Annotated in this window: 21 protein-coding genes; 4 read left to right on the top strand and 17 right to left on the bottom strand. The window is 34.6% G+C overall.

The genetic code is table 11. The features are described 5' to 3' along the window. The first annotated feature begins 12 nt into the window (after positions 1-12). Positions 13-1776 carry a hypothetical protein gene (locus ACFHWD_RS08280; RefSeq protein ID WP_352524996.1) on the top strand — a complete coding sequence of 588 codons (1764 nt, stop codon included), beginning with the start codon at positions 13-15 and terminating at the stop codon, positions 1774-1776. Between the two features lie 155 nt (positions 1777-1931). On the opposite strand, the gene clpP is transcribed toward ACFHWD_RS08280, so the two are convergent. The 8 genes from clpP to ACFHWD_RS08240 all read right to left on the bottom strand — a co-directional run bounded on the left by clpP (position 1932) and on the right by ACFHWD_RS08240 (position 9574). Next, positions 1932-2519, bottom strand: a complete 588-nt coding sequence (gene clpP / locus ACFHWD_RS08275) for an ATP-dependent Clp endopeptidase proteolytic subunit ClpP (RefSeq protein ID WP_378061375.1) — start codon at positions 2517-2519, stop codon at positions 1932-1934. 21 nt (positions 2520-2540) lie between these two features. Then, positions 2541-2891 (bottom strand): helix-turn-helix transcriptional regulator, encoded by a 351-nt coding sequence (locus ACFHWD_RS08270; RefSeq protein ID WP_378061373.1) that lies wholly within the window; start codon positions 2889-2891, stop codon positions 2541-2543. A gap of 110 nt (positions 2892-3001) precedes the next feature. Continuing rightward, complete coding sequence (locus ACFHWD_RS08265; protein ID WP_378061371.1) at positions 3002-4207, bottom strand: cytosine permease; 1206 nt, start codon at positions 4205-4207, stop codon at positions 3002-3004. A gap of 103 nt (positions 4208-4310) precedes the next feature. Continuing rightward, positions 4311-5291: a 2-keto-3-deoxygluconate permease gene (locus ACFHWD_RS08260; protein WP_150356768.1), complete on the bottom strand. Its 981-nt coding sequence runs from the start codon at positions 5289-5291 to the stop codon at positions 4311-4313. 105 nt (positions 5292-5396) lie between these two features. Then, on the bottom strand, positions 5397-6554 hold the full coding sequence (locus ACFHWD_RS08255; protein WP_378061368.1) for a UxaA family hydrolase: 1158 nt from the start codon (positions 6552-6554) through the stop codon (positions 5397-5399). Beyond that, entirely contained in the window at positions 6554-6853 is a 300-nt protein-coding gene (locus ACFHWD_RS08250) for a UxaA family hydrolase (protein ID WP_150356766.1), read from the bottom strand. Before ACFHWD_RS08250 ends, ACFHWD_RS08255 begins: the two co-directional genes overlap by 1 nt. A gap of 146 nt (positions 6854-6999) precedes the next feature. Further along, positions 7000-8904 (bottom strand): sigma 54-interacting transcriptional regulator, encoded by a 1905-nt coding sequence (locus ACFHWD_RS08245; protein ID WP_378061366.1) that lies wholly within the window; start codon positions 8902-8904, stop codon positions 7000-7002. Between the two features lie 97 nt (positions 8905-9001). After that, a complete protein-coding gene (locus tag ACFHWD_RS08240) occupies positions 9002-9574 on the bottom strand; it encodes a TetR/AcrR family transcriptional regulator (RefSeq protein WP_106010132.1) in 573 nt (190 codons plus the stop codon). Between the two features lie 174 nt (positions 9575-9748). Here ACFHWD_RS08240 and ACFHWD_RS08235 point away from each other — a divergent pair, with 174 nt between their 5' ends. Further along, on the top strand, positions 9749-10450 hold the full coding sequence (locus tag ACFHWD_RS08235; RefSeq protein ID WP_378061363.1) for an ABC transporter ATP-binding protein: 702 nt from the start codon (positions 9749-9751) through the stop codon (positions 10448-10450). After that, positions 10447-13503 (top strand): FtsX-like permease family protein, encoded by a 3057-nt coding sequence (locus ACFHWD_RS08230; RefSeq protein WP_378061361.1) that lies wholly within the window; start codon positions 10447-10449, stop codon positions 13501-13503. The genes ACFHWD_RS08235 and ACFHWD_RS08230 overlap by 4 nt, the downstream gene beginning before the upstream one ends. A gap of 84 nt (positions 13504-13587) precedes the next feature. Here ACFHWD_RS08230 and ACFHWD_RS08225 read toward each other — a convergent pair whose 3' ends face one another. From ACFHWD_RS08225 to ACFHWD_RS08185, 9 genes are all read right to left on the bottom strand, one after another. Next, on the bottom strand, positions 13588-16632 hold the full coding sequence (locus tag ACFHWD_RS08225; protein ID WP_378061359.1) for an efflux RND transporter permease subunit: 3045 nt from the start codon (positions 16630-16632) through the stop codon (positions 13588-13590). A gap of 16 nt (positions 16633-16648) precedes the next feature. Further along, entirely contained in the window at positions 16649-17914 is a 1266-nt protein-coding gene (locus ACFHWD_RS08220; RefSeq protein WP_378061357.1) for an efflux RND transporter periplasmic adaptor subunit, read from the bottom strand. A gap of 95 nt (positions 17915-18009) precedes the next feature. Next, positions 18010-18693 carry a TetR/AcrR family transcriptional regulator gene (locus ACFHWD_RS08215; protein ID WP_179977396.1) on the bottom strand — a complete coding sequence of 228 codons (684 nt, stop codon included), beginning with the start codon at positions 18691-18693 and terminating at the stop codon, positions 18010-18012. Between the two features lie 142 nt (positions 18694-18835). Further along, entirely contained in the window at positions 18836-19417 is a 582-nt protein-coding gene (locus ACFHWD_RS08210; RefSeq protein WP_179977397.1) for a TetR/AcrR family transcriptional regulator, read from the bottom strand. 95 nt (positions 19418-19512) lie between these two features. After that, positions 19513-19731 carry a hypothetical protein gene (locus ACFHWD_RS08205; RefSeq protein WP_179977398.1) on the bottom strand — a complete coding sequence of 73 codons (219 nt, stop codon included), beginning with the start codon at positions 19729-19731 and terminating at the stop codon, positions 19513-19515. Between the two features lie 39 nt (positions 19732-19770). After that, positions 19771-20073 (bottom strand): YidC/Oxa1 family membrane protein insertase, encoded by a 303-nt coding sequence (locus ACFHWD_RS08200; RefSeq protein ID WP_378061354.1) that lies wholly within the window; start codon positions 20071-20073, stop codon positions 19771-19773. A gap of 25 nt (positions 20074-20098) precedes the next feature. Then, on the bottom strand, positions 20099-20509 hold the full coding sequence (locus tag ACFHWD_RS08195; protein WP_378061352.1) for a YidC/Oxa1 family membrane protein insertase: 411 nt from the start codon (positions 20507-20509) through the stop codon (positions 20099-20101). A 37-nt stretch (positions 20510-20546) separates the two neighbouring features. Beyond that, the gene (locus tag ACFHWD_RS08190) at positions 20547-21071 is read right to left on the bottom strand and encodes an HD family phosphohydrolase (protein ID WP_179977399.1); all 525 of its coding nucleotides are present in this window, start codon (positions 21069-21071) and stop codon (positions 20547-20549) included. Then, entirely contained in the window at positions 21025-21738 is a 714-nt protein-coding gene (locus tag ACFHWD_RS08185; RefSeq protein WP_378061350.1) for a putative ABC transporter permease, read from the bottom strand. The genes ACFHWD_RS08190 and ACFHWD_RS08185 overlap by 47 nt, the downstream gene beginning before the upstream one ends. Positions 21739-22112: 374 nt before the next feature. On the opposite strand from ACFHWD_RS08185, the gene ACFHWD_RS08180 reads away from it, so the two are divergent. Then, positions 22113-22946, top strand: a complete 834-nt coding sequence (locus ACFHWD_RS08180) for a hypothetical protein (RefSeq protein ID WP_378061348.1) — start codon at positions 22113-22115, stop codon at positions 22944-22946. The last annotated feature ends 15 nt before the right edge of the window (positions 22947-22961 follow it).

Here is a 22961-nt window from a genome sequence, read left to right as displayed (position 1 = left end):
GGAGCATTTTGTATGGGAAAGATTATTGAACATGATTTACTTCCGAAACAAAAACCAAGAAAAAGCAACTTAAAAGTAAAAGTTGATTTATACAATTATGCAACTGAGCTATATAATGAATTATCAAAAATTGGTATTATTCAGCGACTAAAAAATACCCCTCAGCTTGGTGTTATTAGAGTTCCCAAAAATCTAAGGAAATCTCGATTTGACTATACTGTATTACAATTATATTTTCATCAGCTAATAAAGAAAAATTTACAGACCAAGCTCGAGCTAACATATAATAACCCTGTAAAGGGTAAGGAATTTGGGGATAATATGCAATATATATCAGAAAAAGAAACTCCAACTGTGGGGGATATGTTGCAAATCCTTACAATTGCTTATAATCTAGGACATTTTTATAATACCTTTACTGCTTCGCGAGCAGTTGTAATGCTTGCAGAAGAAAATGTGGATTTTAGAAATAAACTATTGAATAGTTCTAATAGCCATCGATTTAGAGTAGCTGCAGAGTCTTTATTGAGTGAGCAAAATTATCATAGGCTACATTTATTGAATTCATTACTTGTCCTTGAACGTTGTGATCAGAGCAAACAATCTGTCATATTGGCACAGGAACTTATATATGCATATCTTAATGAAAACTCAATTAGTGATAGTAGTAAACTGCATTTCATATTTAAAGTTTTTCGCTCTGTTCGCAATGTTTCCTATATCGCTTATGACTTACAAATTGCAAATATGCCCATTACAATTGACTTGTGCAATAAAGAATCGGTTCTTATCCTATTTCATGAGCTATTATCAATTTATAATGATCAATTACCTGCAAATCGATTAATTACTTCTATTGGGAAAATGCTTGATGATACAGTTTATAATGAGAATTCAAACGCTATTTGCTACTATAGAATATCACGAAAAATCGTCAATACTTTATCTAAAGAAGACAGTATTAACTATAAAGAATACTATTCTGATTTTTGGTTATGTTCAAAAAGCATTTTTAATAAACAACATCGCCAAACACGTGATTATTCATCAGATGCTATTCTGAAATTAACATTTACTGCTGAGGACAAAAAATTATCACAAGAATTGTTGTTGGAATTGGAACGTATAAATAACTCAAGAGTAGGGTACTACGATCGAAATTCTGGAGAACGAACAATACTTGTTTCAATAAAAAAGAATTGCCAGAATAAAGCTCTTACATCGTTTCGAGTATTAAAATCTACAATTAAATATTTGCGCCGAGTTGCACACCCATCAAATGCAGACATACGATATTTACTCGCCAGTAAATTTTTTCTCTATTATTTATTTGGCGAAAATCCAATCGTAATTAAAGCAACAGTTGACCCTGAAATTTGTGTGTTATGCACACGAGGTAAGAAGCAACGTACTGCTGAAATTAAATCCCTTTTAGCAAAAGGGAATGGAAATACCGATGAACGTCATGAAGTGGAATTTATGCTTGACTGTCTAATACAAGATGATATTAATGATACAAGTATTACAATACCTTCAAGCATATTAATTTATCAAAAAGATTTGCCTGGAAAGAAATTAAGTGAATTTGATGGGATGGTTATTCATCCAATGAGAAAGTCAGAACAAATTATTTTACTAGAAGCAAAAAACACTGATAGCAATCCTTCGTATGCTAAAAAATGCTTATCAGATAAACTTGATAAACTGAATTTTGACTACAACAAAGATGCCATTAAAATTTATAACTATGATGCCTTGCTCAAGGTATCCATTTAGAGATGATAATTGATCAAAAAGACCAGCCGATTCAAGCATTCATGCCTGATTGTGACTGGTCTTTTTTGCCCCGCTTGAAGCTGTTCAGTTAAGTTTTTCTTCAATCCCTAAGTGAACGCTTCTTTCAAGGCCCCTTTTTAATATTAACTATGACATTATTTTTTCAAAAGCACTTCGTCTACTATTCCGTAATCCACAGCCTCTTTTGCAGACATAAAATAATCCCTTTCCATATCTTTTTCTACTTTTTCAATAGGTTTTCCTGTTCTTTCACTGTATATTCTGTTTATTTTTTTCTTGGTTTCAAGCAGCCATCTGGTGTGAATTTCTATATCCGTGGCCTGCCCCTGCATTCCTCCATATATTGATGGCTGATGAATCAATATTTCACTGTTGGAAAGTGCATATCTTTTCCCTCCTGCACCTGCTGCCAGTAAAAAAGATGCCATGCTGGCGGCCATACCAATACATATAGTTGACACATCCGGCTTTATATACTGCATTGTATCATATACAGCCATACCTGCAGTAATAGATCCTCCTGGACTGTTTATATAAAAATTGATATCCTCATCGGGATTCTCGGATTCAAGATACAAAAGCTGTGCCACAATGACACTTGCCGTTGCATCCGTTATCTCATCATTCAACATTACTATCCTGTCCTTCAAAAGTCTGGAATATATATCATAGGAACGTTCTCCAGAATTCGTACGTTCAACAACAACCGGCACATAACTCATCAAACCACTCCTTTACTGTGTTTATGCTGCCATAAAAGCAATACCATTGTTTGAATTTTTCCTGAATTTTCTGGGAGGTGTTCCATAAAGCTTTTTAAATGCTCTCGTAAAAGATTCCTGTGAACTAAATTGATATTTCAATGCTATATCCACAATTTTGCTATCTGTATTTACAAGCTCCTTCGCAGCTTCTTCAAGTCTCCTTCTTCTTATATATTGAGCTACAGATTCCCCTGTAGCAACATGGAAGACTCTATGAAAATGAAACTTCGACAGAAACACCTTCCCCGCAATATCTTCAAGCCTCATTTTTTTATCCAAATTATCATTTATATATTCAATGGATTTTCTAATACAGGCATTATAATTCATTCAGGTTCAGCTCCCTCCTCTGAGTTTTTCTATATTATATACCAGTCACCAATGTAAATCCTGTCTTTTCTTGCTGCTCTGTTATAAAAACATTACAACTTCTCCATATTTTATATTTTTAATTTCTTTTTAACAATGAGATAAATTATTGATATTATTATCATGCTTGGTACGGTGGCTCCAAATACAAAATTTATTTTAATGAATAAATAATACATGAACATACCAAAGATGCACAATATAAAAGCCAAAATATTTGGATGTGTATTTTTTTGTGCTTCAATATTTTGCTTCATCATATAATAGTCCGTCAATAATATGGCAAAGGACGGGGCAAATACGATACCTATGCTGTAAAGGAAATTCTCATAGTTACTTACATTGAAAATCAAGGAAATAACAGTTCCTATTATAGTTATAGTTACAGCTATTGTCTTTTCATTTAGTATTTTTTTATTGTGGATCTTCATCATATTCATTATTGTAACGCCTGCAGAATATGCATACATGAATGCAGTGGTAATAGTAGATAACATAATGGCTCCAAATGTTAAAAATGCCATGTTTCTTGAGAGCAGCGCCCCCATTATGTCCAAATTTCCAAAAATACAGCCTATACCCAGTCCTACGATCATCATAAGCAAACTTCCTGATATATATCCTATAAAACTTCCTATTGCTCCCTGTTTAACGTTTATAGAAAATTTTGTATAATCAGAAACCTTTGACATCCATGACAGAGGCATTACAACAACCAGTTCAAATGCCCTTCCAAATGATATTTCACCATGTTCAGCACCAGGTAGAATTTTGTTCCATTTAAACATAATATATGCCAAAAAAAAAGTTAATATAAATAATAATATAACAGTTACATTGTTTACGTTCTTGTAATTTGTTATTCCACAAATTATCCATATTACAATCAATATACTTGTTATAATGGTCCACAATACTATATTGTCAACGGACCATAACATGGTACTTATTTGATTTATATATTTGGCAGTATATTTTATCATGATGGTCAGCCATCCTGCAAGTTGTAATATATTTATGACGGAAAATATATAAGTTCCATATGTTCCAAATGATATTTTCGTAGAGGCTATCCCTGATATTCTCTCCCTGGTTCCTATTATTCCTGCAAGTACAAATATTATAGCACCTGTAATGGTTCCCAGTATAATAGCAGTTAATCCCTTTTGAAAACCTGAAGAGGATATGATCTGTCCTGTTAGTATCTCAGTTATGGATATTGAAGCTCCGCACCACAACAACGAAAAATCCCAAAATCGCAATTTATTATTATTCATATTCCATACAGCTCACATTAATAAAAATTTAATCTGTGAAACTTCCAGCCTATAATTAATTATTACTTTTGGGAAGTTTACACAGATTATTTTATACTATTTTTTATATGGCAGCTTTCTCCAGTTCACTTTGATTCATCTTGTTTATATCTTTTCGTTTAAAATGCTTATTCATAAGGACTATTATTGCAGGGCATAGAAATGCACTTATGATACAAGATGCCGCTATCTGAGCTGTAGCTGCTCCTAACATTGGTGATATAGTCTTGTCCACTGCAGCTATAGCTGCTGGAGTTCCAACTGAATTTCCTCCTGTAGAACCATTTGCAAAAGCTACAATAGGCCTCTTTTCACCAAATGCTCTGAGGGCAAAATAACCTCCAAAACCTGTTAATACAGCAGTTGCTACCCCCAACAGTATTCCAGGCAATCCTGCTTTTACCACACTTGATAAATTCATACTTGCTCCAATTGGAAAAGCAAAAAAAGGTATTAGTAATTTTTCACCGGGAAGCAGGAATTCACGAATTTCTTTATCCAGGCTTCCAAGAAGCATACCAAGGCATATGGGCAGTAAAATAGCAATAAAAGCCTTAACTGGAACCGCAACTAAACCTGAAGCGCCTAAAGCCAGCATGGTAAAAAATGGTCCATTATTCAATGAGAGTAGTGCTATGGCACCTACATCGGTTTTATCACCATACTGTTCTGTCAATGCCACAAAAAGCCCGCCGTTGGTATTGGTCATGGCTGCTATGATTGCCAGAGGTGTTAATCCCAAAATCCCGGCTGTTCCAAATATCTTTCCTACACCTAATCCGATAATTGCGCCAATTCCACATTTGGCTACTAAAAGAATCACACCTTTTTTAAAGGATTTTGGTGCTACTTTCAAGCTCATCTGAGCTCCCATACAGAATAGAAAAACCGCCAGAATTGGCAAGGAGCCCTGTTTAAACATTGCTGTAGTAAAACCACCGATCATCAGCACTTGCGGAAAAAATGTATTGACAATAGCTCCTAGTAATAAAGGTATTATCATTATTCCTCCAGGTACTTTGTCAATTGTTTTTTTGATCTGCATACAATCACTTCCTATGTTTGATTATTGGGTTGATTTTATATTGATACTTTAAAAATTGGAAATATAAAGATTAAAAATTTAATTTTTAATCTTTATATGCCTGCTTTAAAATGTGGATATAAGTTTTAATATGCCAAATTCTCTGTGCTTAAGTGATTCTGCCTTGGTTTGTTTACCATTTATCACCTCAAGTATTTCAGAGAAAATACTTTCTCCAATCTGTTGAACAGTTTTTGACCCTTCAATTATGGTTCCAGCATTTATATCTATATTATCCTGCATATTTTTAAATGTTTTTGGATTTCCAGTTACCTTTATTACCGGAGCAATGGGATTTCCAGTTGGAGTCCCTCTGCCTGTAGTGAATACGACTAACTGGGCTCCGCCAGCTACCATACCTGTCATGGATTCAATATCCTGCCCTGGTGTATTCATCACATATAATCCTTTACTTTTGGGTGCTTCTGCATAATCCAATACTCCATTTATTGGTGCAGTTCCACCTTTATATATACATCCCAGGGATTTTTCTTCTATTGTTGTTAAACCACCCTGAATATTGCCTGGAGTAGGTTGTCCACCTCTCATATCAACACCCATGGTATTTGCTTTCTTCTCACAGTTAGATACAATTTCCAGTATTTTATCGCCTATTTTCCTGGTTACTGCTCTTCTGGCCAGTATATGCTCAGCACCTATGAATTCAGTGGTTTCTGAAAATATTGATGTTCCATTTAATGAAACAAGCTTATCCGATGCATATCCAACTGCAGGATTTGCAGCAAGTCCCGATGTGGTATCAGAGCCACCACATTCAATGGCCAATGTCAGTTCCGATATGTCTATTTTCTCTTTTTGCATCTTGCCGGCCTCTCTAGCCATGGAAGCTGCAATTCTTGTACCTTCTGTTACTGTGTTTATAGTTCCACCACATTCCTGTATTATTACATATTCAACTCTTTTGCCTGTAGATGCGATATCTTTTGCAACCTCTTTTGTTGGAACTCCTTCACATCCCAATCCAACTACCAGCACTGATGCCACATTAGGATTTTTCCCCAATGCTTTCAGGGTGGCTATCGTAAGATCCATATCAGCACCAACCTGACAACAGCCATGTTGATTTGGTATTGCTATGGCACCATTTACATGACTTGCAATTCCTGCTGCAACCTCGCTGGCACAAACTGATGAAGGAATTATCAGTATGTGATTTCTTATACCTACTTGTCCATTTTCTCTTCTATATCCATAAAGCTTCATTATTTAGACACCTCCAAATCCCCACGTCCTCTTTCACTTACAACATTATGAACATGAACGTAATCGCCAATCTTTATATCCTGGGTGGCCATTCCTATGGATTCCCTGTATTTTATTACTTCGCTCCCCTTGGGTATATCCCTTATGGCAAACTTATGTCCAAAGGGAATGTCATGGTTAAGTACTATTCGGATCTCTTTGCCAAATAAATCCACTAGTATACTCTCACCTTTTTCCAAGTTCTTTACTGCAGTGGCCACATTGTCTTTTTTATTTGCTACAACCGCAAATTTCAGCATAAATACTCCTCCTTAATGGTATAATGTTTACATATATAATTATAGCAATTATTGTGCCAATTATTTTTTCGAGGATACAGACAACAAAAAAGATTTTGTGTTTCAATATGTAACAAAATTGCATTTAAAAAATGAACAATGATGCATTATGCATCATTGTTCATTTTCCTCCATAAGGTCGTTCTGCTGATTTTCAATACTTTTGAAGCTTTACTTACATTTCCACTGCAGGCATCCATAACTTTTTTTATATATTCATCTTCAACTTGTTTTAGGCTTTTGGCCTCCATTTTTTCTGTATTGCTATCTTTTTTATTCCCTATAACATTATGATCAGCATATTCAATTTCTTCTAGCAATCGTACATCTTCTAACTTTAATACATTTCCCTGACATAGTACTACTGCCCTTTCTATCATTCCCTGAAGTTCCCTGATGTTTCCCTTATAATAATGATTTTCCAAATAATCTTTGGCTTCCACGGATATACGTTGAATTTTCTTGTTGTATCTCATGGCGTATTTATCTATAAAAAACCTCGAGAGCTGAATTATATCTTCATTTCTGTCATTTAACGAAGGTACTAAAAGGGTAAGTATATTAATTCTATAATATAAATCCTCCCGGAATTTCCCTTCATTTACCATTTTATTTAAATCCTTATTGGTAGCAGCTATGATTCTAACGTCTATAGGTATTAATTTATCGTCTCCTATTCTCATAACCTGTTTTTCCTGTATAACTCTCAACAACCTGGTTTGAACCCCTATAGGCATTTCGCCTATTTCATCCAGAAATATAGTTCCTCTATGGGCGAGCTCAAATACGCCTGCCTTTCCACCCTTTACTGCACTCGTAAACGCTCCTTCAGCATATCCAAAAAGTTCACTTTCTACAAGATCCTTTGGTATGGCAGCACAATTTATAGCTACAAATGGTGCACTGCTTCTATCACTGCTGTTATGTATACTTTGAGCAAACAGCTCTTTTCCAGTACCAGATTTGCCTAAAATCAAGATAGGAGAACTATATTTGCTGTAAATTTTAGCCTTTTTAATACAATCTCTCATCTTGTCACTTTTATATATTATGTCCTTAAAATTGTACTTGGCAGTAAATCCCTTCTTTTGAAGCTTGACTCTTATATCCTGTTCCAGTTCTTGAAGCTTAGTGATATCCTGAAATGTCGCAACAACTCCATGTATCTTGTTGTCAACAATAACCGGCACTCTATTGGTTGCAATTTTGGCTCCCTTTACGCTTTGAATTTGCCCCAATTGAGCATTCCCCGACTTTAATACTTCATTTAATTTTGTATTGTCAATTACATCATTGACCTTTTTCCCCAGTACCTCTTCCTTTGAGATTGAGAATATATTCTCTGCCATGGAATTAAATATGGTAATTCTCCTTTCGTCATCTATCGACATTATTCCATCATGTACAAAGTCCATTATGGTTTTAAACCTTTCAGTTTTTTCTTTTTCAACACACATCCCCTTTAGTATCCTTCTGGATTCACGTATTGCATCTATAACAGATTCTTTTCCTGATTCTATGATATAGCCCTTGCAATTTAATTTACTTGCTACTGATATACAGACAGTATCCCCCACAAATACTCTTATTCCACTGTCAAAATATGGTTTCAGAATTTTTTCAGCATTTTTCTGATTTTTAATTTCAACATTGACTATATCAAGATTTAAAAGTTCTTTTATTATTTCACATCCGTGTATTATATTTTTATAACCTGTCACACAAATTTTGCCTTTATAATTCAATAGATTCTTGAACCCTCTCAGTATGTCAAAAGAACTCATTCTCAATTCAACTACTGGAATGTCCACTATGTTTTTTATCATTGTATATGTTCCGCCTCTGGAGACTATTACACTCGCACCATTTTTTACTACTTCTTTTGCTGCTGTCACTCCCTCGGCCAAATTTCCCACTACTACTTCAACATTGTCATATCCATTTGTTTTTATAATTTGTTTTGCCAAATCTGCCAGATTTTTAAATGGAGCTATAAATACTATATCCTTCATTGCTATCACCTTATATTCAAATCAATTTTTTATGTAATCAAATACCAAGAAAACGCCGCCTATAAGCATTACAATATTTTTGAACTCTATCTAAAAATCACTCGAAAAATTTTATACCGTTGATTGATATCCCAAGTATCAATTCGGCCATTTCATTAATAGACTTTTTCATGCCTTCTCTTAGCCATTTTTGAATGGTGCAGATACTACCACTTGCTAAAAAATAAAATATATATTCTGATTCTTCCTTTTTTAAAAGATTATTTCCTTTTATTGGTATGAAATGCTGTTTGCCGATAATTTTTATGATTTCCTGTTGAAAGTGTGTATCACCATTTGAATTAAGCAGGAGATCAAAAAGTTGTGAATTTTCCTTTACATATTCTAAAATTCTTTCAATACCAGCAACAGGAACATCATTTTTGCTTTTAAAGTCATAACTGCTCAGGTATTGATTGATGTCATTGATCGTTTCATTTTCTATTTGTTTTAGCAAGTCATATTGATTTTTATAATGGGCGTAAAATGTGGCACGATTAATATCGGCATCTTCACAAATTTCTTTTATAGAAATTTTAGATATGGGTTTTTGTTTTAATAATTTGACAAAGCTTTGCCTTATAACCATCTTTGTGTATTTAACACGCCTATCGGTTTTCTTTTCCTTCATAGTAATTTCTCCCAAGCAAAAAAATTTTGTGATTTATTAAACGTTTTATGAAAATCTGTTTTTTAACTATCACTTTTTAACAATATGATTGTTGTATTTATCTCATAGTGTTAGTATACTGTATTAAAGAAAAATAATCAACATATTGTTTAACAAAAGTTGGAGGGATATTGAATGTCGTTTATAGATTTTGAAAATGTCAAAAAAGAATACACCGCTGGAGATGTAACAATTACTGCAGTAAAAAACTGTTCTTTTTCAGTAGAAAAGGGTCAGCTGATTGTAATACTCGGTCCATCCGGTGCAGGGAAAACAACTGTATTAAATCTGCTGGGCGGAATGGACATCCCCAGCGGCGGCAGTATATTGGTTGATGGAAATGCAATTCATACCTATAGCAAAAAGGAACTTGTAAACTACAGACGCAATGATATTGGGTTCGTATTTCAGTTTTACAACCTTGTGGGAAATCTCACTGCACTTGAAAATGTAGAGCTTGCCTGTCAGATATGTTCAGATTATATTGAACCAAAAACCGTGCTGGAACAAGTCGGTCTATCTAAAAGAATGAACAATTTTCCCGCACAGCTGTCCGGAGGTGAGCAGCAGCGTGTTGCCATAGCCAGGGCTATAGCAAAAAATCCAAAATTGCTGTTATGTGATGAGCCTACCGGTGCCCTTGACAGCGTAACAGGCCAGCGAGTTATTGAACTTCTGCAAAATACATGCAGAAAAATGAATACCACAACTATTATAATTACACACAATGCTGCTATAGCAGACATTGCAGATAAAGTGATCAAGATCAAAAATGGAACTGTGGAGGACATCTCTACAAACAAAAATCCCAAAAAAGTTAAAGAAATTGTGTGGTGATAAAATTGCTGTTTAAAAATACTCTTATTAAGATAAAGAAGTCATTGGGAAGATATATATCTCTGTTTACAATAGTCATGGTAGGCTTTGGATTTTTCTTGGGATTAAAGGAAACTTCGCCGGATATTGTCAATTCTGTGGACAAATATTACAAGACTCATAACCTAATGGACTTCAAAGTAGTAAGTACAATGGGATTGACGGATGAGGACGTAAAAGCAATTAAATCATTGAAGGGTGTACAAAACGCTGTCCCGAGCTATTTTCTGGATGTTCTTGAAGGAGACAAGGCAATAAGAGTTCATGAACTCGAGAATTCGGTGAACACTGTGGAACTGGTTAGTGGACGAATGCCTGCAGCAGACAGAGAATGTATTGCAGACAGTAAAAAATATAAAATCGGCGATAAAATTACAATTGACAGTGATGTAGGTACCAAGCTAAAAAATACGGCATTTACTGTTGTAGGTACTATAAAATCTCCATTATACATGGATACTGATTATGGTAATACTACAATAGGTGACGGAAAATTGTCGTCTTTTATTTTTGTCAATAAAGATAATTTCAATATGGATGCCTGTACGGAAATTTATATTACTGCAGCCCATACCAAGAATGTCATATCGTATTCACAAAAATACGATGATATATCAGAGCAGGTCAATAATGAACTGGTAAAGTTGAAACCCGAAAGGGAAAATGCAAGATATCGTGAGATTTACAGCAGTGCAATGGACAAAATAAACGATAATCAGGTCAAGCTGAATACTGAAAAGGCAGATGGTGAAAAAAAGCTGGCTGATGCAAAAAAACAATTGGATACAAATAAAACAAAAATTGAAAATGCAAAAAAAGAGATTGCTGCAAAGGAGGCTGACCTGGAGAAAAAAGCTGCAGATCAAAAATCCCAGTTTCAAAGCACAAAATATAAAATTGTCAGCAGCAGGAATCAAATTGATGCTGCATTAAGCAGCAAAGGTATTTCAGAAAAAGAGCTGGGTGTCAAAATTAATGAACTAAATTCTGCCATCCAATCCATTAAGGAACAGCAGAGCAAACTGCCTGCGGACAGCCAGGAATACAAACAGCTCAGCACGCAGCTCAATCAGTATTGGGATTCCTATAATGAACTGATTCAACTACAGACATCCATAAATACACTAGATGATCAAGAAAGCAAGCTGAATCAAGGAATTGCTGTGTTTGACAGCCAAATAGGCAGTGCAAGAAAAGAAATTGCAAAAGGCAAAACACAGCTTGTGGAAAATGAAAGAAAGCTAAATTACGGCTATAGTGAGTACAATAAAAACTTATCTTACTTTAATGTTAAAATAGCTGATGCCCAGTCAAAGATTGATGATGCCAAAAAAGATATTTCTACAACGGAAAAGGCAAAATGGTATATCTATGACAGAAATGACATCGTGGCAGGCTACAGTGATCTGAAAGGTGTCACAGGCACCATTACTTCTGTGGCAGCTGTTTTCCCCCTTTTTGTCATATTGATCGTCATGCTGATGGCATCCAATACAATGGCCAGAATGATCATGGAGGAGCGTGGCGAACTTGGAACACTGGCTTCGCTTGGTTTTAAAAATTCAAATATTGTTTCAACATATCTGCTTTATGTGCTGTCCTCCACTGTGCTGGGAACCATAGCAGGATTCCTTATATTTGGAAGTATTATTCCAAATATCATATATTCAACTTTTAATAAATTCATTTTACCGCCGCTTGTCATTCAGCATAACATGGCAACCCTGCTGCTGGCATTGGCAGTTGTTATATCCCTTATGACAGCTGTAACGGTATTTTTCTGCAGCAAAACGTTAAAACAGCAGCCTGCCATTTTAATACGTCCCGTTCCACCGCAAAATGGGCAGAGAATCCTGCTTGAAAAAATAGGATTCATATGGAATCACTTTTCCTTTAACAGCAAAACTACAATGCGTAATATATTCCGCTATAAACAGAGAGTTCTTATGATCATTGTTGGTGTTGCTGCATGTACATCCCTGCTGGTAACGGGATTTGGAATAAAGGACAGTATCAATGGTGTTGCAGAAAAGCAATACGGCGAGATTTTTAAATACAATACTCTGATTACGCTGAAAAATGATACTGCAAATATGGGTGAAGACTTGAAAGAACTGCTGGCAAAAGAGAAAGTTGAAAATCCTCTTTTAATCAGGCAGGCAGCCTTTAAAGCTGAATCAAGTGATCAATCTCTCGATACCTATTTAGTAGTACCTGCGGATGAAAACTTATTTAAGAACTATTATAATTTAAGAAGCCAATCAACGGAGAATAGTATTAAAATGGACAATAGCGGTGTCGTGATTACTCAGAAACTTGCCGAAGTTTTAAAAATAAGCAGGGGAGATACAATCAAAGTAAAAGATGCAGATAATAACCTGTATTCTCTGAAAGTATCCGATGTTGCAGAAAACTATATGCAGAATTACATTTACATCAGTAAAAACTTGTATGATAAAGTATTGGGAAAAAACATTTCCTATAATATGATAATAACCAATTACAGCCAGAATGCAAATGCATTGTCTAAGCATTTGCTGGAAGACAATTCTATTGTAAATGTAACTTTCAAGGATGACATATTGCGGAAGGCTGCCAGTGGGAATAAAAGCCTTAATAATGTGGTGGCCCTGCTGGTTGTAGTTGCATCAATGCTGGTAATTATTGTGCTCTATAATTTGACATCAATTAATATGAGTGAAAGAAAACGTGAAATTGCTACATTGAAGGTCCTTGGATTTAACGATGGGGAAACCAATCAATACATTTATCGTGAGACATTTTTATTGACACTGATTAGTGTCGGTGTGGGTCTGCTGCTGGGAATTCCCTTTCACCGATTTGTAATCGGCGCTATAGAAAGTAATGCAGATGTATACTTTAAAAATATACATGCCGTCAGTTTTATATGGTCATCTCTTATTATCATGGTGGTTTCCAGCGCCATGCAGTTAATTACGTATTTTAAAATGAAGAAAATAAATATGATTGAATCCTTGAAATCCGTTGAATAATACTGATTTCCAATTAATTGCTGTGTAATGGACAGATACAGAGGGCATATATGTAAAAAGACCATATGATGGAATTAATATCCATCACGTGGTCTTTTTTCTAAACTTCTTCTTAAAATCATTCAAGAATGTATAAACAACTGGTACAAATAACAGTGTCAGCAACGTAGATGTAATTAACCCTCCAATAATTGCAAAAGCCATGGGTGCACGGAGTTCCGATCCCGAGCCATTGGCCAGTGCTGTAGGGAGCATACCAAAGATCATTGCCAAGGTGGTCATGATGATTGGCCTCAGACGCGTACGCCCTGCTTCAATTAAAGCTTCCTTCAAATCCATTCCCCTGCTGTAATTTTGTTTTGTAAAATCAATAAGCAAAATTGCATTTTTAGTAACCAAACCCATCAACATTATAACACCTATCATGGACATCATGTCCAACTCTTTATTGCCAATAAGCAGTCCTAAAATAGCACCTATAATGGCAAGCGGCAGTGAAAGTAAAATGGCAAGCGGATCTATAAAACTTTCAAACTGAGCTGCAATTACAAGAAATACAAATAAGACTCCCATGGCAAGTGCCGTAACCAATCCTGTCATTCCCTCTGTCATCTGTTCCTGAGTTCCACCGGTAGACAATTCTATTCCGGCTGGAACAGGAGCTTCACTTCCTAATTTGCTGGTAAATGCCTTGTTAAACTCGCCCTCTGACACTCCCACATAATTTGCCGTCAATTGAATTTCCCTTTCTTTATCGTATCTGTTAATGGTAGACGAAGAAGTAGTAAAAACTTTTTTAGTTACCTGATCAATTGGAATCATATCCTTGTCCTTATTTGCACTGGGCACATAAATTTCGTTTAAACTGTCAAGATTATTCCTATCGGCATCCTGAAGCTCTGCACGAACATCATATCTGTCCTTTTCCGTTTCATACTGGCCCACTACAGTTCCATTGAATAAAGTACTTAATGTGCTGGAAATTGTAGTTGGGCTTACTCCCAGATCAGCAGCCTTATCACGATCCACATCAAAGTTCACTTCTGGTTTCCCAGCCTTATAGCTAAGACTTACATCCACAGCTCCAGGAGTATTTTTCATTGCTTTTTCAGCCTTCAGGGCATATTTCTGAAGTTTTGCAAAATCATCGCCCTTGATGTGATATTGAACTAACTTACCTGGAATAAGGCCTTCGCCTGCAACAACCGATAGATCGATTCCAGGAATATTTTTCAAATCCTTCCTCATTTCTGCTCCGATTTCATCAATGCCCTCTTTCCTCTTCTGTTTATCAGAAAGCTTTACAAGCAGAACAACTTTATCCGCTTTAACTGTAGAATATATGTATTTTACATTTCTATTCTTTTTAATAATACTTTCCATACTATTATTAATTTTTGAAGCATTATTCAATGTGGAACCTGAATCCAGATTTGCTTCTATATTAAGTTCTCCAGTGTCACCTGTCGCAATAAAACCTGTATTCAGCTTTGTAGCCAGCAGCAAACTCCCTATTAACAATATCAACGGTATTATTATAACTAAAATTCTATGGTTCAATGCTACCTTTAAACCCCTGGCATAAAAATCGGCCAGTTTGTCAAATGCTTTATTGAAATATTCCAGAAACTTTCCTAATACAGGTATTCTCTTTTCTTCACTTTTCAGATATTTGGAAGACAGTAGTGGTACTGCAGTAAAGGCTACAAATAATGACACCAGTACGCTGGCAGCAACAGTCAAGCCAAACTGTACCAAAAACTTTCCCACCAGGCCGTTGATCATAGCAATAGGAACAAATACTGCTACCAATGCAAAAGTGGTGGCCATAACTGCAAGTCCTATTTCAGAAGTAGCATCTTTTGCCGCCTGAATTGCACTTTTGCCCATACGCAGATGACGTACAATATTTTCAATGACAACTATGGCATCATCTATAAGTAGTCCCACAGCAATTGACAAGGCCATTAAAGATACTATATTAAGCGAAAAATTCATAACCTTCATCACCGCAAAAGTGGAAATTATAGATACTGGAATGGCAATTCCAGCAATTGCAGTACTGACAAAATTTTTGAGAAACACAAAAACCACAACTACCGCCAGTATGCATCCTTCTATCAATGTTTTCTGGACATCTTGGACTGAATCACGTATGGATGCTGAGTTATCACGAACAAGTTCAATTTTAGCTCCTGACGGCAAATTTTTTTCAATATCAGTGAGTTTCTTCTTTACAGCATCAGCTACCTGCACAGTATTTGAATTGGATTGTTTGAGAATATCAATACCAATTGCCTCCCTGCCATTATAAAAAGACAAACTGTCTCTCTCCTTGCTACCGTCTTCGGCCTCTGCAATATCCTTGAGTCTAATTTGGCTGCCGTTGCGGGTGGTAACTAAGATATTAAGAAAATCATCCACATTCTTCACAGCTGAACTGGTTCTCAGACCTATTTCCGTATCTCCATCAGTTATCTTGCCGCTTGACACATCAATATTATCACTGCTTAAACTATTGGTAAGTTCTGAAATTGTAATGTTAAAGGAATTCATCTTTTCCTTATCAAGTTTTATATGAATCTCCCGTTCCTGCTCTCCATAGGTATTAACGGCTCCAACACCATTTATAGTCTGCAGTTTTTTTGTAATATCATCATCTACCAGCTGAGACATTTCCTTACTGGACATAGAGCCGGTAACAGCCAGAGAGACAATAGGTTGTGCATTTGCATCGTATTTTGAAACCACAGGCTCATTAATATCTTTTGGCAAATCACCACGAATATTGGATAACTTGTCTTTTACATCCTGCAATGCCTCAGCTGAAGATTTGTCCAATTCAAACGTAATAACAGTATTAGAGATTCCTTCCGTTATGGTTGAGTTAATATGCTGCACACCGGATATCTGTCCTACAGCATCTTCAACTTTCTTTGTTATTTTTGATTCAATTTGATCCGGAGAAGCTCCGCTTTGAATTATTGTAATGGATATAGTGGGAGTATCAACATCCGGGAACTGATCAACAGGTAAATTCGTATAGCTGACTATACCTAAAGTCAATAGAACAATAATTATTACTGTAGCAAATACAGGTCTTTTTAAACTGACATCTGTTAAAAACATATTTAAATATAACCTCCTATTCTGATACCATCTTTACTGCATCACCATCTTGTAAGGTGCTCACGTTGGTACAAATAACATAGTCTCCCGACTGTACCCCGGATTTTATTTCTACATTGTCTTTATCAAATTCTCCTATGGTTATATTTTGTTTTTTTGCCACACCATTATCATATATAAATACATAGTAGTTTCCTTCAGTTCCCCCTATTGCTTTCAACGGCACTGCAATAGCTTTTTTTGTTTCATTGGTAGCAATTTCCACATTTCCAAAGACACCAGGTTTGAGCTTGCCATCTTTATTGTCAATTTGAACTTTACATTTAAATGCCCTGGAAGCAGGATCTGCAGCTCCATCAATACTTTTAACGGCTCCATCATATTCCTTTAAACTATCGCCATCAAGTTTAAACTTAACTTTGACTCCAGGTTTTACATAACTCAAATCACTTTCTCTTATGTCTATGACAGCATATATGGGAGATATTGTCTGCACTTTTCCCAAAATCGTTCCTGGACTTATGTATTGGCCTACATTGATATTTTTCCCGGTTATAACTCCACTAGTTGGAGCTGTAATAACTGTATCCTTCAATGATTCTTTTGTATTATCCAAATTTGTCTGAGCTGTATGTATATTAGCAGCCTGAGCCTGGGCAGAACTGTTTGAAGCTTGCGCACTGGCTTTTGCTGATTCCAGAGCACTCTGTGCTGTTTTTAGCTGGGCCTGGGCATTTTCAAGATCAACTTTTGCAACTGCTCCCTGGTCATAAAGAGCCTTTGTCCTATTATAGTTGTTTTGGGCAGTTTCCAAATCGATCTGAGGCTTGTTGACTCCAAGCTGTGCAGAGCTGGCTGTGCTCTGTGCTGATTTAAATTGAGCCTCTGCTGCTGCAAGCTGTGCTTCACTGGATTTTATATTATTTCTAATATCAGTGTCATCCAGTTTTACCAAGATTTGTCCTTGAGATACGGTTTGTCCATCTTGAAATAAAACCTGAGTTACCTTGCCAGTCAATTTACTGCTTATATCCCCTTCCTGAGATGTTTCCACTGAAGCATTAAAAGACTTATTTGATGCCACCGTATCCACGTCTGCTTTGATTGCCTCTACAGAAACTTTATCTGTATTACTCGAAATTTTTGAAACTTTTTTTTCAGCTAAAGAAATGCTCCCCATAGCTATCACAACACCAACAATAACTAATGCAATCACACAAATTTGCTTCTTTTTTTTAATACTTTCAATTATCATAGGAATTAACTTTTCTTTTATAATCATTTTGCCCTCCCGCATAAATAATTTGACAGTCCAATTAATTCATTGAACATACAGTGAATTAAATTACCTTAATAAAAACCAAATTAATTATTAAGCTAGTTTTTCCATGAATTTATTGTAAAATCCACTAATCTTTTTATGTAACTATCATCATTATCATCCTGCAACATATTGGCTTCCAATAATTTTTTTATATAATCATCACTACTATCCTGTGACATATTGGCTGCCAAATGATTCATAAAAACAGTACTGAAGACTACAGCCCAAAACTGATGTGTAGCCATATCAAAATCCAATTCTTTAATTTCACCATTTTTAGCTCTTCTCTTTAATAAATCAATTACAGCATTCCAGATCTTAACAAATGTATGTAAAATCAAGCTATTTATTTCTTTCCCAAATAAATCCTTCTCATGAAACATAATAACAATTAAATCACTGTCTAATTTAAGAGTTTTTCTAAAGTTTTTACAAAAATAGAGCATAACTTCATTCAATGTCATCTCGTCAATTATTCCATTTAAAGTTTCATCTACACATTTAGTCAGGACTTCACAGCCTTCTTCAAATATGGTATGCAAAATTTCTATTTTACCATGTGGAAAATAATGATAAATCAATCCATCTGCCATTCCTATGTTCTGAGTAATGGAACGAACAGGAGTATTGTAATATCCATTTTTTGCAAATAACTTTTTAGCCGAATCCAGCAGTTGTTTTTTTCTCTCAATAGCCTGCAAATCCCTGCTAGTCAATCGTTTTCCAGTATTACGCATATAATCCTCCATTTCATTCACTAAATGTTCAATAAAATAATTCTAATATTAAATTTTACTAAAGTCAACATATTCTTCATATTATTATAACCTATACATTTATACCTCTTATAGTGTTTGAAAAAATTCTATACCTTTAGTTTCAATCAAGTATTAGCTTTAGTGTAGATAATGCATTCAAACAGTCTTCTTTCTCATCTGTCAACATTACCTGGATTGATGTTCCTAGAAGTGTTCCCAATATCAGCCTGGATGATGAAAGTGAAGAATATGTTTTTAATTTTTCATGATCTGTAGAGTTATTTACTATATACTTTTCAATTAATTTAGTTAACCCGTCAAAAAGCTCTTTAAGGAGCTTTTTTAGGGATTCTGACCAAAGTGCCATACTGGCTAAATCAAAAAGAATTTTAAACAGTTCAGGCTTGTTGATCAGCATTTCTTTGAAATATTTTATCAGATATACTGAACTTTCACTTCCTGTAGTGCCTTTTTTTAAATTATCTTCAATTTCATTAAAATATTTTTTAGATAACATTTCCACCACTTTTTTGAATAATCCTTCTTTATTCTTATAATAATAATTCAACTGACTTAGAGCAACACCAGCTTCATTTGCAATATCTCTTGAGGAAACATTGGCATATCCTTTTGTGGATATACATTTAAAAGCTGCATTCAATATTCTTTCAGCCTGGTCAGTATTTTTAACTTTTTCACCCATTTGATCTCAACTCCTACATAGCTTACATATACAAGCTACCCGATTGGCAAATTAAATAATTTTACAAATATATATTACCATACTGGAATACATTTTTAAATTGGAGTTAGATATTCTTTTATTGAAGGTATTTCATCATAGTATCTTTTAACACTTCTAATTTTGTCTTTTGTAAATTCATCCTTTCCAATTTTTTCTGTGAGTTCAAATAATCTATCCACATTCTTTTCAGGGTTTTGATCAATTATTTTAAATCCGGCCTTTATGGTCATTTCTTTTATACTCTTGTTAAAATTGTCTAAATTGAATTTCATATAAAAATCCTCCTTGAGTTTAATAGCAAAGCCATTTTACTAATTTATATTCTTTTTTGAATTTACTGGCTTTGTTGTTGCATTTGCTTCTTTTTTTATAATGAATTTGTTCATGAACATCTGCTGAAATATCTGATATATATTGCTTATTATCCAGTAAAGTCCCATTCCTGCAGGTACCTGAAATGAAATAAATCCAGTCATGATTGGTGACAGTAAAAGCATGTTCTTCTGAAGGGAATCCTGCATTTTATTTTCAGATGCAGGCATATCCTGTGAAGAATATTTAGCAGATATATAGGTAGTTATTACAGCTAAAATAGGTATTATCATTAAAGTCATGCCATGGGTATTCATGCTGTGAAAATTAGTTGTGAGGTATAGTATTAAATAATTTGTCAATTATGGAAGAGTTCATTCCAAACATATATCTTAAAGGCTGGGATATAACATAATAGAGAGAAAATAAAATGGGTATTTGCAGCAGCAGAGGAAGACATCCTCCTGCAGGGTTTATGTTATTTTCCCTATACAGCTCCATCATATGCTGATTTAACTTTTCGTTATCATTTTTGTACTTTTCCTGGAGCTTTTTCATTTTCGGCTGAATTTCACCCATTTTTGAAGTTGATCTGTACTGCTTTATATACAGCGGAAGCAGCAATGTTCTTATAATAACTGTCAGCAGAATAATGGCAATTCCATAATTTTTAAATGACAATACTTCATATATGAACCTCAAAAAGTGCCCTATGGGGTATGCAATAAAATCAAACATGGTAGTTTATCCTTTCTCATCTCTTTTAATATTGTTGTTAGGTATATATTTTTTCTATCTTTTTAATATTGTTTTTGTTATCTTTACCGAGGGTTTCTGTGAAAGCACAGTATTTGTCTACAAGAGATACTATTAATGATTCTCTGTACTTTGGCGGTTTTAATGTCAATGGCCACATGTGTTTTGCTATTATGTCTTTTTCCACATCATTTAAATTAAAATACATGTTTGCATTTTTTAATGCTTCAGCAGGGTGCGTAAAGGCATGTAATCCATTTTCAGGCTTTGATGTATGCCAGTCATATAAAAATAAATCATGAAGCAGGCCGCCTCTGGCTGCAAAACGATAATTCAAGTTTAAATATTTGCATAGTATATAGCTCTTGTAGGAAACATTAATGCAATGTTCAAGGCATGACAAATTGCTGTGCTGTACGAAATCTTGCATGGATAAGACAACAGGGCTGGTGATTAAGTCTTCAACACACTGTCTGTATTCAGCATTAAGATCAATTTTAGAATATATTTTTAAACGCAATTTTGACTTTATAGATCTTATCATTTACCACACCTCTGATATTCTGGTTTGCCATTCCTAAAATTAAAATCATTATTCTGGGGCATGCCTTCAGGAACCTTTCATATTTCATTATTTTATTGCAGTAAATACCTACAGGAAAATTTAAGTGGTTTATAATTATATGTCTAAGCTTCAATGCATCGATTGTGGATTTTACCGTATCCAGCATAAAATAGATCATTAAAAATAATACAATATAAGTTTTAACCTTGTCAGGAACATATAAAAATGCTGAGGATGCCAATGGCTGAATTATTTGAACTACCAGAAATGCAAGTATTCCCCACAACAGCGAGTATTGTGGACATATATACCCTCTGATATTTGCATAGCTGTCACTGTAATCCCACCATTTGCAGTTAAATAGTTTTTCCAGAATAAAGCCAGTTGCATATTCCAATAATGTAACAACGATAACGGATAATAAAATGCCTACAAATATAGAATAATTTTCAGAATAAGTGTCTATCAGTGAGGATATCTGCAATACCAGAACAGCTCCAAGGCCGTATATCGGGCAAAAAGGGCCGTTTAAAAAGCCCCTGTTGACAAAGCTTTTTCTATTTATACTTGCGAAAGTGGTTTCAATTAACCACCCCAGAAAAGAGTAAAAAGTAAAAAATAAAAATAGAGTACCGTAATCATTCATAATATTTCACCTCTAAGCATATCTAGTGTACAAAGTATTATTAAAATATTGAATAATTCGTACGTTTGAACGAAAACATTTTATCATATACATATGTATATAGTCAATTAAATTTTATTAATTATATATAAACAAACTGTTAAATATTTGTAATGCTAATTTCTATTGCATCAATACACATCTTTTTAAATAGCAGCTACCTGGAAAATTATTTTTTACAATTAGGAGACAATTAAAGGATGAATTTAACACATACATAGTCCATAATAGAAATTGTAGTAAATATTACATGCATGGAGTAAATTACTATTTAAAAAATCATTATAATTAAATGCTCATTGTATACTTAAAAATATAAGAAAGGACGGTAAAAAATGAATAAAAAAAGATTGCTGACTGTAACTCTAGCTTCGGTATTGATAGCAGCAAGTACAGCAGCAGTTGCTTTTGCAAGCCAATATTCTGCCAGTTCTACTAAAAATGTTGTGAAGTTGGCAAGTGATAAAGAGAATTCAACTCCAAAAGCTGCTGCTTCAAAGACTGTAACTTTAAACACTGATACTGGAGAAATTATTTTGACAGATACAGATCAAGCTGAACTTACCGATGAATTGAAAAAGATGGAAAATGGAACTATAAGGAGTAAGCCAGAAGCTGTTCAAGATCTAAAGGATTTAATCAATGATATTAAAAGTGGTAAAATTAAATTATTAGATATAAGTGATGAGCAGGCTGTTAAAACTGCCAAAAATGCAATAAAATATTACACTGGACTGGATGTAGAAGAAGTGATTCGCAGGGATGGCTTAAGACCATATATCACCAGATACAATAGTCCCTATGCCTGGGGGCCGGATATATTAGTGTCTTTTGATGGTGAGGGCAACACCAAAGATAATATTTCTGCTTCAATATCAGCTGTTGATGGAAAAGTCTACAATGTTACAGCAATAATTGGCCGTTATCCAAAAGTCAATATTGATAATGATAAAGTTAATGAATCTGCTGCTTCGTTTCTAAAGGATAAAGGTTTTGGTGCTAATTTTAAAAGTATAGCTGTTGATAATGAAAAAGCTTCAAGAGGTATTGTGGGAGCAAAGGCATTATATGAGGATGGAACTGAAATATTGATGGAGTTTAATGCATCAAATAACTCTGTTATTAACTTTACTCATTACAATTTAAAGACAATGAAGTTCGCTAAGTAATTATTAAAAGCTATA

Origin of the sequence: Clostridium sp. MT-14 (assembly GCF_042436595.1) — a bacterium.
GTDB classification, from domain to species: Bacteria; Bacillota; Clostridia; order Clostridiales; family Clostridiaceae; genus Clostridium_B; species Clostridium_B aromativorans.
This window is presented reverse-complemented; position numbering and strand designations above follow the sequence as displayed.